The sequence below is a fragment of the Mesorhizobium sp. USDA 4775 genome (genome assembly GCF_054062655.1).
Genome location: NZ_JBSSFM010000001.1, coordinates 1,015,884 through 1,031,216, shown reverse-complemented (window position 1 = coordinate 1,031,216; position 15,333 = coordinate 1,015,884). Strand labels below are relative to the sequence as shown.

At 64.4% G+C, this 15,333-nt stretch carries 9 protein-coding genes and 1 pseudogene; 8 read left to right on the top strand and 2 right to left on the bottom strand.

Features of this window, described 5'->3' with window-relative positions; genetic code table 11:
- Positions 1-35: 35 nt before the first annotated feature.
- Together ACVILI_RS05195 and ACVILI_RS05190 are read right to left on the bottom strand one after the other, a co-directional pair.
- Complete coding sequence (locus tag ACVILI_RS05195) at positions 36-1,778, bottom strand: hydantoinase B/oxoprolinase family protein (protein WP_038653625.1); 1,743 nt, start codon at positions 1,776-1,778, stop codon at positions 36-38.
- A 16-nt stretch (positions 1,779-1,794) separates the two neighbouring features.
- Complete coding sequence (locus ACVILI_RS05190; RefSeq protein ID WP_038651102.1) at positions 1,795-3,879, bottom strand: hydantoinase/oxoprolinase family protein; 2,085 nt, start codon at positions 3,877-3,879, stop codon at positions 1,795-1,797.
- A gap of 220 nt (positions 3,880-4,099) precedes the next feature.
- Here ACVILI_RS05190 and ACVILI_RS05185 point away from each other — a divergent pair, with 220 nt between their 5' ends.
- The 8 genes and pseudogenes from ACVILI_RS05185 to ACVILI_RS05150 all read left to right on the top strand — a co-directional run bounded on the left by ACVILI_RS05185 (position 4,100) and on the right by ACVILI_RS05150 (position 15,319).
- On the top strand, positions 4,100-4,927 hold the full coding sequence (locus tag ACVILI_RS05185; RefSeq protein WP_019862391.1) for a ferredoxin--NADP reductase: 828 nt from the start codon (positions 4,100-4,102) through the stop codon (positions 4,925-4,927).
- Positions 4,928-5,316: 389 nt separating this feature from the next.
- Entirely contained in the window at positions 5,317-6,180 is an 864-nt protein-coding gene (locus ACVILI_RS05180; protein ID WP_457102350.1) for an efflux RND transporter periplasmic adaptor subunit, read from the top strand.
- Positions 6,066-6,605: an efflux RND transporter periplasmic adaptor subunit gene (locus tag ACVILI_RS05175; RefSeq protein ID WP_457102349.1), complete on the top strand. Its 540-nt coding sequence runs from the start codon at positions 6,066-6,068 to the stop codon at positions 6,603-6,605. Before ACVILI_RS05180 ends, ACVILI_RS05175 begins: the two co-directional genes overlap by 115 nt.
- Positions 6,605-9,763 (top strand): efflux RND transporter permease subunit, encoded by a 3,159-nt coding sequence (locus ACVILI_RS05170; RefSeq protein WP_240564576.1) that lies wholly within the window; start codon positions 6,605-6,607, stop codon positions 9,761-9,763. Before ACVILI_RS05175 ends, ACVILI_RS05170 begins: the two co-directional genes overlap by 1 nt.
- A 99-nt stretch (positions 9,764-9,862) precedes the next feature.
- A pseudogene (gene deoC / locus ACVILI_RS05165) lies at positions 9,863-10,919 on the top strand (deoxyribose-phosphate aldolase).
- 67 nt (positions 10,920-10,986) lie between these two features.
- On the top strand, positions 10,987-13,359 hold the full coding sequence (locus ACVILI_RS05160; RefSeq protein WP_038651090.1) for an aldehyde dehydrogenase family protein: 2,373 nt from the start codon (positions 10,987-10,989) through the stop codon (positions 13,357-13,359).
- A 190-nt stretch (positions 13,360-13,549) separates the two neighbouring features.
- Positions 13,550-14,281, top strand: a complete 732-nt coding sequence (locus ACVILI_RS05155; RefSeq protein ID WP_038651087.1) for an SDR family oxidoreductase — start codon at positions 13,550-13,552, stop codon at positions 14,279-14,281.
- Positions 14,282-14,473: 192 nt separating this feature from the next.
- Positions 14,474-15,319, top strand: a complete 846-nt coding sequence (locus tag ACVILI_RS05150; RefSeq protein ID WP_019862383.1) for a fumarylacetoacetate hydrolase family protein — start codon at positions 14,474-14,476, stop codon at positions 15,317-15,319.
- Positions 15,320-15,333 lie beyond the last annotated feature (14 nt).

Here is a 15,333-nt window from a genome sequence, read left to right as displayed (position 1 = left end):
CGTGAGCGATCCACGCCGTGGCGGATAGCAGTGCGTCAGCCGGCGCGCTGCCTGTCCGTCGCCTTGCGGTCAATTGTGAGACCGCCCGCCGAAAGAACCACGCCGAACTTCTCGCTGGCTTCCTCTGAGGTGTAGTACCCCAGCGCAACGTCGCGAAGCACGAGATTGGCGTCACGCTCTAACGGATCGCCATAGCCGCCACCGCCTGGCGTGCCGACGCGCACGCGGTCGCCGGCCTTGAGCGGGATGTCCTGCTCCTTGGACAGATGCGGCGGCACATGTTCGACGCCGCCACGAAAGACGGTCACGCTGTTGGGTTCGCCATCCTTGCCGCCGAGCGCGCCTTGCGGGCCGAAACGGCCGTGATCCATGACGAAGGAGGCCCGCGCATCGCCGCGCAGGATCTCCACCTCATAGGCGAGGCCAAAACCGCCGCGATGCTTGCCGGCGCCGCCCGAGCCTTCGCGCAGGGCGTAGTGGCGGTAGAGCACCGGGAAGGCCTGCTCCATGATCTCGACCGGCGGCGATTTGGAAATGCCGATGGTCGAGCAGCCATTGGTCAGCCCGTCATGGCCCGAATTGCCGCCATAGCCGCCGCCGGAGATCTGGTACATGACGTAATCGCGGCCGCGCGCCGGGTCGTTGCCGCCCAGCGCGAAATTGCCGCTGGAGCCGGCGGGTGCGGCCGTCACCTTGTCCGGCAGAGCCTGCACCATGGCCGCGAACACCGCTTCGGCGATGCGCTGCGAGACTTCCGCCGCGCAGCCCGACACTGGACGCGGATATTTGGCATCGAGGAAGGTGCCTTCCGGCCGCTTGACGATCAACGGCTCGAAGGCGCCGGCGCTGATCGGCACGTCCGGGAAAATGTGGCGCATGGCGAGATAGACCGAGGACAGGGTCGTCGCCAGCACGCTGTTCATCGGCCCGGCGCAGGGCCTGGACGAGCCGGCGAAATCGAAGGTCAGCGTGTCGCCCTGTTTCTCCACCGCAAGCGCGATGGTCAGCGGCTCGTTGACCACGCCGTCGGAATCGACAAAGGCCTTCGAATGATAGGTGCCGTCGGGAATGGCCGCGATGTTGGCGCGCATCTGCTCGGCGGCGCGGCGGCGCAGTTCGGCGATCGCCTCGACAACAGTTTCGTCTCCGTAACGATCCAGGATTCCATTGAGCCGATCCTGACCAATCAGCAGCGCCGCTGCCTGCGCCCTGATGTCGCCGATGCGCTGGTCGGCGACGCGGATGTTGGAGCAGATGATGGCGTAGATTTCCGCGTCGAGCACGCCCTTCTTGAACAGTTTCACCGGCGGCAGCCGCAAGCCTTCCTGCTCGACCGCCGTCGCGGAAGCCGAGAAACCGCCCGGCACCGAGCCGCCAATGTCGGGCCAGTGGCCGGTGTTGGACAGCCAGCAGAAGATCTTGCCGTCGCGGTAGACCGGCATGGCAAAGCGCACATCCATCAGATGCGTGCCGCCGAGATAGGGGTCGTTGACGATGTAGATGTCGCCCGGCTCAGGGGCCAGGCAACGGCCGTCGGCGATCATCTCGATCACCGTTTTCGTCGAATATTGCATGACGCCGACGAACACCGGCAGGCCTTGCGATCCTTGCGCGATCAGCGAGCCGTCGACGGCCGAATAGATGCCGTCGGAGCGGTCGTTGGCTTCCGCAATGACCGGCGAGAAGGCAGCGCGCGAGAATGTCAGGTCCATCTCGTCGCAGACCTGCTGCAAGGCAGCCTGGAGGACCGAAAGCGTGATGGCGTCGAGCTTTGCCATATTGATGTCAGACATCTCAGGCCTCGCCAATGTCGATGATGATATTGCCGTCGGCGTCCGACCTTGCGCGGTCGCCGGGTTCGAGCACCGTGGTCGCATCCATCTGTTCGAGGATCGCCGGCCCTTCGATGACTGCATCGATCGGTAGCTTTTCGCGTGCGTATACCGGCGTGTCGTGCCACTGGCCCGCATACCAGACCGGTCGGATCTCGCGCCGCGCCGCGTCCAGCGTCTCGGCGCGCCCGGCCGGGTCGATCAGGCGCGACAGGTCGATCGCCGGGCGCACGCCGGTAACCGAGGTGTTGAGGTTGACCAAGTTGGCGCGGATTTCCGGCAGCTCGACCTTGAAGCGGGCGAAATAGGCCTTTTCGAACAGGGCTTGCAGCTCCTGTCGGCTCACGGTCGAGAACGGCAGCGGCACGTTGATGATGTGGGTCTGGCCGACGAACTGCATGTCGGCGGAGTGGGTGACGCGGATCGTCTCCGGCTTCACCGCTTCTTTGCCGATCAGCTCCTCACCTTCGTTTCGGTGCCGTTCCAATACTTGGCGCATCTGAGTTTCGTCGAGCACGGCAACCGGCTGGTTGATGGTGTTGACGAAGTCATGGCGCAGGTCGGCGACGACGCAGCCGAGCGCATTGGTGATGCCGGGACGCGCCGGCACCAGCACCCGTGGCAGGCCGAGTTCGCGCGCCAGCGCGGTCGCATGCAGCGGCCCGGCGCCGCCGAAGGCAAACAGTGCGAAATCGCGCGGGTCATGGCCACGCGACACCGAGACCATGCGGATGGCGCCGGCCATCTTCATGTTGCCGAGCCGCAGCACAGCGCCCGCCGCCTCGACGCCCGACAGACCGGTTGCCCTGCCGATCTTCTCCTCGAAAATGCCGGTAACGCGCTCTGATGTGACCGGGTTTTCGACCGCCAGCAGCTTCTTCGGCGCCAGCCGGCCGAGCACCAGATTGGCGTCGGTGATGGTCGGCTCGAGACCGCCGCGGCCATAGCAAATCGGGCCGGGATTGGCGCCGGCGCTTTCGGGACCGATCTGGATCAGGCCGGCCGCGTCGACGCGGGCGATGGAACCGCCGCCGGCGCCGACCGTGTGCACCGCCACCATCGGCACATGGATGGGCATGGCATATTCGATCTCGATCTCGTTCGACACCGCCGGCTCGGCGTTGCGGATCAGCGCCACGTCGGTCGAGGTGCCGCCCATGTCGTAGGTGACGAGGTTTTCGAAGCCGGCACGCTTGCCCGTATAGGCGGCGGCGATGACGCCCGAGGCCGGGCCGGACATAACGGTCTTGGCCGATTCACGTGTGACGAAGCGGGCCGAGATCATGCCGCCATTGCCGTTCATGATCAGGAAGTCGCGGGCATAGCCTTTTGCCGCCAATTCCTTGCGCAGCCGCTCGACATAGCGCTCGAGGATCGGCTGCACCGAGGCGTTGACGGAAGCCGTGACTCCGCGCTCGAATTCGCGCGCTTCCGACAGCAGCGCATGGCCCGTGGTGATGTAGCCGTTCGGCCAGAGCTCCGCGGCGATCTCGGCGGCGCGCCGCTCATGCGACGGGTTGGCGTAGGAATGCAGGAAGTGGATGACGAGGGATTCGCAGCCGGCCCCGATCAGCGCCTTCACCGCCTCGCGCATCCCGGCCTCGTCGAGCGGCGTGCGCACCGCGCCGGAAGCCTCGACGCGCTCCGACACTTCGAGCCTCAGGTTGCGCGGAATGACGGGGACGAAAGTGCCGGTCATGCCATAGGGTTGCGGCCGCGTGCGCCGGCCAAGCTCGATCACGTCGCGAAAGCCGCGCGTGGTGATCATGCCGGTCTTGGCCAGCCGGCGCTCCAGCACGGCATTGGTGGTGGTGGTCGTGCCGTGCACGATGAGGTCGATGCCGTCGATCGCAAATCCGGTGGCGCCAAGTGCCGAAACCACACCGAAAGCCTGGTTGTCGACAGTCGTCGGGGTCTTGGCGATATGCACCTTGGCGCCGTGCTTGCCGTCGATCAGAAGCAGGTCGGTGAAGGTCCCGCCGACATCGATGCCGGCCACGACGCTGCCCAGGGAATCCGGCGGCTGCACCGAAAAATTCTCTTTCATTGTCGAAACCCGAAATGCTGGGACTACGGATATGGCACAGTTTGGAAAGGTGTTTCGCGGCGGTATCTTGACGCAAATATCGTTTGTATACTAATAAATTCCGGACACAAGAGCTTACCGCTTTGGAGTGTGCGAGCAGCACGCCGGGATCTGAACGGTCCGGGCGCGCAGGTAAAAGTTTGGCGCCCGCGTCCCCGGTTGGGCCAGAAAGTTGGATTTGATGAACACCACATCCGCCTTCAACACCGCCGGCGCCCGCCCGTTGCAGTTTCCTATACCGGCCAATGTCTATGCCGAAACGGTCGTCTCGGTGAAGCACTACACCGACCGGCTCTTTTCGTTCCGCATCACCCGTCCGCAGTCGCTGCGCTTCCGCTCCGGCGAGTTCGTCATGATCGGCCTGCCCAATGCCGAGAAGCCGGTGTTCCGCGCCTATTCGGTGGCAAGCCCGGCTTGGGACGAAGAGCTGGAATTCTTCTCGATCAAGGTGCCGGACGGCCCGCTGACCTCGGAACTGCAGAAGATCCAGGTCGGCGACACCGTCATCATGCGCCAGAAGTCGACCGGCACGCTGGTGGTCGACGCGCTGACCCCGGCCAAGCGACTGTTCATGATTTCGACCGGCACCGGCATCGCGCCCTTCGCCAGCCTGCTGCGCGACCCCGACACCTATGAGAAATTCGACCAGCTGATCCTGACCCACACCTGCCGCGACAATGCCGAGCTGACCTACGGCCAGGAATTGGTGGCAGCACTTGAAAGCGACCCGCTGATCGGCGAACTGACCACCGGGCGCGTCACGCTCTACAATTCGACGACCCGCGAAGAATCAGCTCGCATGGGCCGCATCACCGCGCTGATCGGCTCTGGCAAATTCTACGCCGATCTCGGCATCGAGAAGCTCAATCCGGAAACGGACCGCATCATGATCTGCGGCTCGATGCATATGCTGAAGGACGTCAAGGAACTCGCCGAAAGCCTCGGCTTCCAGGAAGGCTCGCTCAGCCATCCCGCGACTTTCGTCGTCGAGCGCGCTTTCGTCGGCTGAGGGCCTCTGCCCAGCCTGAGGACAGGCTGCCTTTCCAGGCGAATACCGAAGCCCGGATAGGCTGCCGCAACAGCTCCGGCCACTCCTTCCCAATAGCGAATACGGCAAGCGCGCGCCTGTCGCGTCGTCCCAGCCATATCTGATTTCAGGCCACGCGAAGTGCCCCGGAATGGCAATGGCGACGTCTCCTGCGTCGACCGGACCGATGTATCCGTGGGCAGTTAACAAGCGCCTCGCATCCCCCCGGTCGATCGAGGCTCAGCCCTGACCCCGGGAGTAACTTTATCGCGATGGTGCATTCAGCGCGGCCTCACGCATCCTTGAATGCTGCGGCGCAACATGACCGACTTGTAACCTGACAGGGCTGGGTCGTCGGGACTACTGTCCCGGTGATCGACGCGGTCGGTCCTAACCCCCAACCATCCCGAAAAAGGCTTGATATCCTTGCCAGCCAGGTGGACGGCACCATGACTAATTCCACGACACAGCAAGCCAGGCGAAAACGACCCATGCGCTCCCGGGGCATCGTCCTGTTGACCACACTCCTCCTGCTCGGCGGCGGTTACGGCATATGGCGCAACCACGCCGAGGCAAGGGCAGCCACTCAATCGACGCCGCCCGCACCCAAGGTGCCGGTTACCGTGGCCACCGTGCAAAAGACCGATTTCCCGCTTTACCTCTATGGACTCGGCACTGTTACGCCGCTGAACAGCGTCAGCATCTCGAGCCGGGTCGCCGGTGTCGTCAACCAGGTTCCGGTCGATCAGGGACAGATGGTCAAGCAGGGCGATCTGCTCGCCGAGATCGACCCTCGCCCGTATCAGGCGGCGCTCGACCAGGCGAAGGCCAAGGAGGCGCAGGACGAAGCGACGCTCAAGAACGCGCAGGTCGTTCTCAATCGCCTTTCCACGCTCCTGAAAAAGACGTTCGAAACGCAGCAGGATGTCGATAACCAGCAAGCAGTGGTCACGACGGCAGCCGCCACGATCGAGGGTGACAAGGCCGCGGTCGAGGCGGCGCAACTCAACCTCGATTTCACCAGGATCACGGCGCCGCTGACCGGCAAGACGAGCTTCCGCACCATCGATCCGGGCAACATCGTGCAGGCCGGCCAGAGCCCCCCGGGCTTTTCACGGTCGTGCAGCTTCAGCCGATCTATGTGTCATTCACGCAACCGCAGGACGAGGTTTCGACCATCAACAAGGTTTTCGCGGCCGGTCCGGTTGCGATCGATACACTTGGCGCGGATATGAAGACCGTGCTGGCGAGCGGCACACTGGAAGCGATCCAGAACGCGGTCGACCAGGCTTCCGGCACGATTTCGCTCAAGGCAACGTTTACGAACCAGGACAATGCGCTATGGCCGGGCCTGTCCGTCAACACACGCATACGCATCGGCACGATGGCAGGCGCGATCGTGGTGCCCGACGAAGCTGTCCAGCATGGCCCTGACGGGCTCTTCGCCTATGTCGTCGGCGACGACGGCAAGGTCCGTCGCCAGACCGTCAAGACAGGCCCTTCCGACGGCGGCGAGACGGTCGTCACCGACGGTATCGCCGCGGGGCAACGTGTCGTGGTTGCCGGCCAATACCGGGTGGTTGACGGCGCAAGCGTCGACGCCGCCACGGCTCCCGGCGCCGGACAGGCGCAGAGCGGCGCTGCCGGAGGTGCAAGCTGATGGCACAGATCGGTGTTTCCACGCCTTTCATCCGCTATCCCGTCGCCACGTCGCTTCTGATGATCGGCGTGCTGTTCGTCGGCGTGGTCGCCTATCTCAACCTGCCGGTCGCGGCGATGCCGAACGTCGACTTTCCGACGATCCAGGTGTCCACCAGCCTGCCGGGCGCCGATCCGATCACCATCGCGTCGTCGGTGACCCAGCCACTCGAGACGCAGTTCGCGCAGATACCGGGCATTGCCGAAATGACATCGAGCAGCCTGTCCGGTTCCAGCCAGGTCACCTTGCAATTCGCGCTCGACGTCGACATCGCATCGGCGGCCGGGCTGGTGCAATCGGCCATCAATGCGGCCGGCGGACAGCTGCCGAAGAACCTTCCCAATCCGCCCACCTACCGGGAGGTCAACCCGACGGATTCGCCGATCATGCTGATCGGGGCCAGTTCGACCGACTTGCCGCTGACAACGCTGAGCGACGACGTCTACACCAAGCTCGCGCAGGTGATCAGCCATGTCGACGGCGTCGGCCAGGTGCTGGTCGGCGGCCAGCAGACACCGTCGATCCGCGTCCAGCTCGATCCGGCCAAGCTCGCGGCAAGGGGCCTGTCACTGGAAGCGGTGCGTACCCCGCTGTCGATCGGCACGGTGGACCTGCCCAAGGGCAACATCCAGGGCGAAGTACGCTCCTTCACCATCTTCTCCAACGACCAGATGACGGCGGCCGATGACTGGAACAACGCCATCATCGCCTATCGCGACGGCGCGCCGGTGCGGGTCAAGGATGTCGGCCGGGCCGTGCTCGACGCGCAGGACTACACCCAGGCCGGTTGGACCGACACGACACGCGGCGTCGTGCTCGTCATATTCAAGGAGCCCGGCGCCAACATCATCGACACGGTCGACAGGATCAAGGCGGAGCTGCCGATGCTGACCGCCTCGATGCCGGCTTCACTGAAGCTGCAGGTGCTTTCCGACCGCACCCAGACCATCCGCGCCTCGGTGGCGGACGTGCAGTTCACGCTGATGCTCACCATCGGGATGGTGGTGATGGTGATCTTCCTGTTCCTGCGAAATGTCTGGGCAACCGCCATCCCGGCTTTCACCGTGCCGCTGGCGCTGCTTGGCGCATGCGCCTTGATGTGGTCCGCCGGCTACAGCATCGACAATCTGTCGCTGATGGCGTTGACGATCTCGATCGGCTTTGTCGTCGACGACGCCATCGTCATGCTGGAGAACATCGTCCGCTACATCGAGCACGGCGAAAAACCGATGGATGCCGCGATCCGCGGGGCCAGCGAGATCGGCTTCACCATCATGTCGATCTCGATTTCGCTGGTGGCCGTGCTGATCCCGCTGCTCCTGATGAGCGGCATTATCGGCCGCCTGTTCAAGGAGTTCGCGGTGACGCTGGCGATGACCATCCTGGTTTCGGCCTGCGTTTCGCTGACGCTGACGCCGATGCTGGCCTCGCGTTTCATCAAGCCGGCGAACGAGGAGCATCACGGCAGGCTCTATCGGTGGAGCGAAAGCGTTTTCGACGGGATGCTGCGCGCCTATGAGCGCGGCCTCGACCATGCGCTCGGGCATCGTTTCATCACGCTGCTGGTGTTCCTGACCTGTGTGGGCCTTACCGGCTATTTCTTCACGCTGGTGCCGAGCGGCTTCTTCCCACAGCAGGATACCGGCCTGATCTTCGGCCAGGTGATCGCCGGGCAGGATGTCTCCACCGGCCAGATGCAGTCCTACATGGCGCGATTTGCCGGGATCGTCTCCAAGGATCCGGCGGTGGCGCATTTTGCGGCATCGACGGGCGGCAATGGCAACACGCAGAACACCGGCCGCATGTTCATCCAGCTGAAGCCACGCGACGAGCGGGACGTTTCCGCCGACCAGATCATCCGGCGGCTGCAGCCGAAGCTTTCGGCCGTCCAAGGCGCGCGCTTGTTCATGCAGGCCTCTCAGGACGTGCGCGTCGGCGGCAAACTGTCCGCGTCACAATATCAATATGTGCTGGAAAGCAGCGACCTCGACACGCTGGATAGCTGGGCGCCCAAGCTGTTGACGGCCCTACAGCGCCTACCCGAATTGCGGGACGTCTCGACCGACCAGATGAGTTCAGGCACGACGCTGACGCTGCAGGTCGATCGCGATCAGGCTGCCCGCTATGGGCTAACGGCGAACGATGTCGACAACACGCTCAACGATGCCTTCGGGCAACGCCAGATCGCCCAGTATTTCACGCAGCTTTCGACCTATGACGTGATCCTGGAGGTGCTGCCGTCGCTGCGCGGCGACATCAAGGCGCTCAACCAGATCTACCTGACGACGCCGAGCGGTTCGCAGGTGCCGCTCTCGGCGATTGCCAGATGGACCACGAAGCCCGTACAGCCGCTGGTGATCAACCATGAAGGCCAGTTCCCGTCGGTGACGATCAGCTTCAACCTGGCGCCCAATGTCGCGCTCGGCCAGGCCACCGCCGCGATCGACAGAACCGCCGCCGAGATGCGGCTGCCGGCGACCATCCAAACCAATTACACGGGGACGGCGCAGGCCTTCCAGCAGTCGCTGTCTTCGGTGCCAGTGCTTATCCTCGGCGCCCTGGTCGTGGTCTACCTGATCCTCGGCATCCTCTACGAAAGCTACATCCACCCGCTGACCATTCTCTCCACGCTGCCCTCCGCCGGGCTTGGCGCGCTGGGTACGCTGCTCGTCTTCCATATGGAGTTCAACCTGATCGGCCTGATCGGCGTCATCCTGCTCATCGGCATCGTCAAGAAGAACGGCATCATGATGGTCGACTTTGCCATCGCGGCCGAGAGGGACCAGAACCTCAGCTCGCTGGAATCGATCCGCCAGGCCTGCCTGCTGCGCTTCCGGCCGATCATGATGACCACCATGGTCTCCATGCTGGGCGCGTTGCCGCTGATGCTGGAGAACGGTACGGGGGCGGAAATCCGCCAGCCGCTCGGCTACACGATGTTCGGCGGGCTGCTTGTCAGCCAGGCGCTGACGCTCTTCACCACGCCGGTGATCTATCTCTACCTCGACGACCTTTCCCATTGGCTCACCTCATTGCGCAGGCATGAGCAGGATGACGGCGAACCCGAAGGCGTGGAGGCTGAAATCGGCCCGGCTCGGCGCAAGCTGGCGGCCGAGTAGGCCTTACGTCAGCGCCTAAGGTCGGCATCGGACCGACAGGCTTGTGGCCTCGGTCCAAACGATCGTGTAAGTATCGCCCTAAACGAGAAAGGGCAGGAAATGAGCAACACGATCCGCGAAGCCGAGCCTGGCACCAGCGCGTCCAAGGTGACGCCGCTGCCGGCCCGCGCCGCCGCCAACACCCCCGTACCGCTGGACCATCGCATCGCGCGCAATCCCGGCATGAAACTCGACCTCGGCTTCATGGAATCGGTGCGCAGCGTCAACCGTTCGGCGCTGGAACCGGCGCGTCGCCAGCCTGACCAAACGGCGTTCGATCAAGGCCGACAACCAGGCGGCCTGGCTGCTGCGCGCCGTCGCCTGCATGGATCTGACGACGCTGAACTCCAACGACACTGAGGAGCGCGTGCGCCGGCTCTGCGCCAAGGCGATCAACCCGTTCCGCCGCGACATCGTCGAAGGCCTCGGCATTGCGGGTGAAACCATCCGGCCGGCTGCCGTCTGCGTCTACCATCCCTTCGTCGCCACGGCCGTCGATGCCGTGCGCGGCACCGGCATTCATGTCGCGGCCGTCTCCACCGCCTTTCCGCATGGCCTGGCGCCCCTGTCGACCCGGCTGCAGGAAATCGAGGCTTCGGTGCGCGACGGCGCCGACGAGATCGATGTCGTCATTCCGCGCGGGCTGGTGTTCGGCGCCAAGTGGCGGGAGCTCTACAACGAGATCGTCTCGATGCGCGCCGCCTGCGGCGACGCGCATCTGAAGGTCATTCTGGGCACCGGCGACCTCGCCACTTTGCGCAACGTCATGCTGGCCTCGATGGTGGCGATGATGGCGGGCGCCGATTTCATCAAGACCTCGACCGGCAAGGAAAGCGTCAACGCGACGCTGCCCGTTGGCCTTGCCATGGTGCGCGCCATCAGGGCCTATTTCGAGGAAACCGGCTATCTCATCGGCTTCAAGCCGGCCGGCGGCATTTCCACCGCCAAGGCCTCGCTCGACTGGCTGGTGCTGATGAAGGAAGAACTCGGCCGGCCATGGCTGGAACCGGAACTGTTCCGCTTCGGCGCGTCGAGCCTTTTGACCGACATCGAGCGGCAGCTCGAGCATCATCTGACCGGTCACTATTCGGCCAATCACCGCCACGCAATGGCTTGAGCACCCACCCCGATCGGCTTCGCCGGTCGACCCTCCCCGCAAGGGGGAGGGTGAAGGAGGCACCCCCATGAATATTCTCGACCGCTATCATGCCATGGAATACGGCCCGGCGCCGGAAGCCCGCAACGAGGCCGATGCGTGGCTTGCCGCGCGCGATTTCGGCAAGGCGCTGTTCATCGACGGCGGCTGGAAAGCCGCTTCCGGCGGCAAGACCTTCGACACCAGCGAGCCGTCTTCCGGCAAGCTACTGGCCAAGGTCTCCGACGCCAGTGCCGCCGATATCGACGCGGCGGTTGCGGCCGCCACCAAGGCGTTGCCGAAATGGAGCGCCAGTTCAGGCTACGCCAGGGCAAAGGTGCTCTACGCCATCGGCCGCGCCATGCAGCGGCATCAGCGCCTGTTCGCGGTGCTGGAATCGATCGACAACGGCAAGCCGATCCGCGAAAGCCGCGACATCGACGTGCCCCTGGCGATCCGCCATTTCATCCATCATGCCGGCTGGGCGCAAGCGCTGGACAAGGATTTTCCCGGCCACAAGGGCGTCGGTGTCGTCGGTCAGATCATACCGTGGAATTTCCCGCTGCTGATGCTGGCCTGGAAGATCGCACCGGCACTGGCCGCCGGCTGCACGGTGGTGCTGAAGCCTGCCGAATTCACGCCGCTCACCGCCATCCTGTTCGCCGAAATCTGCGAGCGTGCCGGCGTGCCGAAGGGCGTCGTCAACATCGTGCAGGGCGGCCCAGAGGCGGGCGCGGCCATCGTCAACCATCCCGGCATCCAGAAGATCGCCTTCACCGGCTCGTCGGAAGTCGGCAAGATCATCAGGAAAGCCACCGCCGGGTCGGGCAAAAAACTGTCGCTGGAGCTCGGCGGCAAGTCGGCCTTCATCGTCTTCGAGGATGCCGATCTCGACAGCGCCGTGGAAGGCCTGGTCGACGGCATCTGGTTCAACCAGGGCCAGGTCTGCTGCGCCGGGTCGCGGCTCCTGGTACAGGAAGGCATCGCCGAGGCCTTGATCGCCAAGGTCAAGACGCGGATGAGCCGGCTGCGCGTCGGCAGCCCGCTCGACAAGAACACCGATATCGGCCCGCTGGTCGACTTGACCCAGCTTGACCGCGTCAAAGGCCTGGTCGCCGAAGGCGCCAGGCAGGGCGCCGTCTGCTGGCAGCCGGACGCAGCACTGCCGTCTTCCGGCTACTACCATCTGCCGACACTCGCCACCGGCGTTTCGCCGGCTAATATCCTGGCGCAGGAAGAGGTGTTTGGACCGGTTCTGGCGACCATGACCTTCCGCAACACCGAGGAAGCGATCGAGCTTGCCAACAACACGCGCTATGGGCTCGCGGCGAGCGTGTGGAGCGAGAACGTCAACCTCGCCTTGCACGTGGCGCCGCAATTGAAGGCCGGCGTGGTCTGGGTCAACGGCACCAACATGTTCGACGCCGCTTGCGGCTTCGGCGGCTACCGCGAGAGCGGCTTCGGCCGCGAGGGCGGGCGCGAAGGCATGTTCGAATATCTCGCGGCAAAGCTGCCGCTCGGACCGGTCATCAAGCCGGCGGTGGTCTCCGCGCAGCCCGTCGAGCAGGCTGACGGCGCGGCCATCGACCGCACCGCAAAACTGTTCATCGGCGGCAAGCAAATTCGGCCCGATAGCAATTATTCGCTGGCTGTCGCCACCGCCAAGGGCAAGCTGGCCGGCGAAGTCGGCTTTGGCAATCGCAAGGACATCCGTGACGCCGTCGCCGCCGCACGCGCCTGCAAGGGCTGGCCGGAAGCCACCGCCTATAACCGCTCCCAGGTGCTGTATTACCTGGCGGAGAATCTTTCCGGCCGCGCCGGCGAATTCGCCGCCCGTCTCAGTGAGCTGACCGGCGCCAACGCCAAGGCCGCGCGGGAAGAGGTAGAGCTGTCCATCGAAAGGCTGTTTCTCTATGCCGGCCTCGCCGACAAGTTCGAGGGGCGCGTGCACCAACCGCCGGCCCGCGCCGTGACGCTGGCGCTGCATGAGCCGGTCGGCGTCGTCGGCATCGTCGCGCCGGATGCCTCGCCGCTGCTCGGCCTGATCTCGCTGATCGCGCCGGCGCTGGCCATGGGCAATACGGTGGTCGCGGTGCCTTCGGAACGCTATCCGCTGCTCGCCACCGATCTCTATCAGGTCATCGAATATTCCGACGTTCCGGCCGGCGCGATCAACATTGTCACCGGCCGCACGGCGGAACTTGCCGGCGTGCTGGCCAAGCATGACGATGTCGACGGGCTCTGGGTGTTCGCCGACGCCGAGACCTGCGCCAAGGCGGAGGCCGAATCCATCGGCAACCTCAAGCGCGTCTGGAGCGGCAATGGCCGCACCCTCGACTGGGCATCCGACGAGGCGGCCGGCGATGCTTTCCTGCGCCGCGCCGTCGAGGTGAAGAATGTCTGGGTGCCTTACGGCGACTGACATTTCCAGACTGTCGCAATGGTGATCGTGTTCGGGCTTGACGCCCGGACACATGTTCTTTAACGAGAAAAAACATCTTTATCAGTGAACTGGCTGCGACACAGGCCGCACAATCGAGCCTGACTGGCACATGACGCCTTGGCCGGCCGCCGATAAAGGCAGTTGACCCAAGCAGGCGAGGAAGGAAGGCATGGCGGATCTGGCAGGCAAGGTCGTTGTCATCACGGCGGCGGCGCAAGGCATCGGCAAGGCGAGCGCGCTGGCCTTCGCCAAGACTGGAGCCACCGTCCACGCCACCGACATCAACGAGACGCTTCTCGCCGAACTTGCCAAGACGCCTGGGATCAAGACCCGCAAGCTCGATGTGCTGAACGACGAGGCGGTCAACGCCGCCTTCACCGAGATCGGCCGCGTCGACGTGCTGTTCAACTGCGCCGGCTTTGTCCATTCCGGCTCGATCCTGGAGATGAAGGATGGCGATCTCGATTTCGCCTTCAACCTCAATGTCCGCGCCATGATCCGCACCATCAGGGCCGTGCTGCCCGGTATGCTGGAGCGCGGCGACGGATCGATCGTCAACATGTCTTCGGTCGCCGGCGCCGGCAAAGGCGTGCCGAACCGCTTTGCCTATGGCGTTACCAAGGCCGCTGTCATCGGCCTGACCAAGGCGATTGCCGCCGACTATGTCGGCAAGGGCATACGCTGCAACGCCATCTGCCCCGGCACGGTCGAGAGCCCGTCGCTGCAGGACCGCATGCATGCGCAAGGCGACTACGAAGCCGCCCGCGCCGCCTTCATCGCCCGCCAGCCGATGGGCAGGCTCGGCACGCCGGAGGAAATCGCCGATCTCGCCGTCTACCTGGCCGGCGCAACCTACACGTCCGGACAGGCCTATAATATCGACGGCGGCTGGTCGATCTGAGATCGGGCTGCGCCCTAACGTTTGCCGCGGATCGGGAAGTCTGAAATTCCGGCGTGCCGGGGCGCCCAACAGCTGTCCGCGCTTGCCCGGGAAGAGGTCGATGGGTACGGTCCGCCCGGCTCCTCGGGGAGCCATCGCCTCGGCGGAGAGTTTGCAAAAGGCCGCGAGGCCGCAACCAGGAGAAGGATTTAGATGAAACTGCTGCGCTATGGCGAGGTAGGGAGCGAACGCCCCGGCCTGCTCGATGCGGATGGAACGATCCGCGATCTCTCCGCCCATGTCGCCGACATTGCCGGCACCACGCTTCATCCGGCCTCGCTGGAGATGCTGGGCAAGCTCGATCCGAAGTCATTGCCGGTGGTTTCCGGCAAGCCGCGCCTCGGCGCCTGCGTTGGCGGCACCGGAAAATTCATCTGCATCGGCCTCAACTACTCCGACCACGCCGCCGAAACCGGCGCCACCGTGCCGCCGGAACCGATCATCTTCATGAAGGCAAGCTCGGCCATTGTCGGCCCGGATGACGACGTGCTGATCCCGCGCGGCTCTGAAAAGACCGACTGGGAAGTCGAGCTCGCCGTGGTTATCGGCAAGACCGCCAAATATGTCAGCGAAGCCGATGCGCTCGACTATGTCGCCGGCTATGCCGTTGCGCATGATGTCTCCGAGCGCGCCTTCCAGGCCGAGCGTCAGGGCCAGTGGACCAAGGGCAAGAGCTGCGACACGTTCGGCCCGACCGGCCCGTGGCTGGTGACCAAGGACGAAGTCGCCGATCCGCAGAACCTGAAGATGTGGCTGACCGTCAACGGCAAGACCATGCAGAACGGCTCGACCAAGACCATGGTCTACGGCGTCAAATATCTGGTGTCCTATCTCAGCCAGTTCATGTCGCTGCACCCTGGCGACATTATTTCGACGGGTACCCCGCCCGGCGTTGGGCTGGGCATGAAACCGCCGGTGTTCCTCAGGGCTGGCGATGTGGTGGAACTGGGCATCGAGGGCCTGGGCCAGCAGAAGCAGACGTTCAAGGCTGATTTGTAGGCGGCGGCTCCTGA

Bases quoted from the DNA above. Each gene is read 5' to 3' on its own strand.
- ACVILI_RS05150 (WP_019862383.1), top strand. From the start codon at position 14,474: ATGAAACTGCTGCGCTATGGCGAGGTAGGGAGCGAACGCCCCGGCCTG.
- ACVILI_RS05195 (WP_038653625.1), bottom strand. From the start codon at position 1,778: ATGGCAAAGCTCGACGCCATCACGCTTTCGGTCCTCCAGGCTGCCTTG.
- ACVILI_RS05185 (WP_019862391.1), top strand. From the start codon at position 4,100: ATGAACACCACATCCGCCTTCAACACCGCCGGCGCCCGCCCGTTGCAG.
- ACVILI_RS05190 (WP_038651102.1), bottom strand. From the start codon at position 3,879: ATGAAAGAGAATTTTTCGGTGCAGCCGCCGGATTCCCTGGGCAGCGTC.
- ACVILI_RS05170 (WP_240564576.1), top strand. From the start codon at position 6,605: ATGGCACAGATCGGTGTTTCCACGCCTTTCATCCGCTATCCCGTCGCC.
- ACVILI_RS05160 (WP_038651090.1), top strand. From the start codon at position 10,987: ATGAATATTCTCGACCGCTATCATGCCATGGAATACGGCCCGGCGCCG.
- ACVILI_RS05155 (WP_038651087.1), top strand. From the start codon at position 13,550: ATGGCGGATCTGGCAGGCAAGGTCGTTGTCATCACGGCGGCGGCGCAA.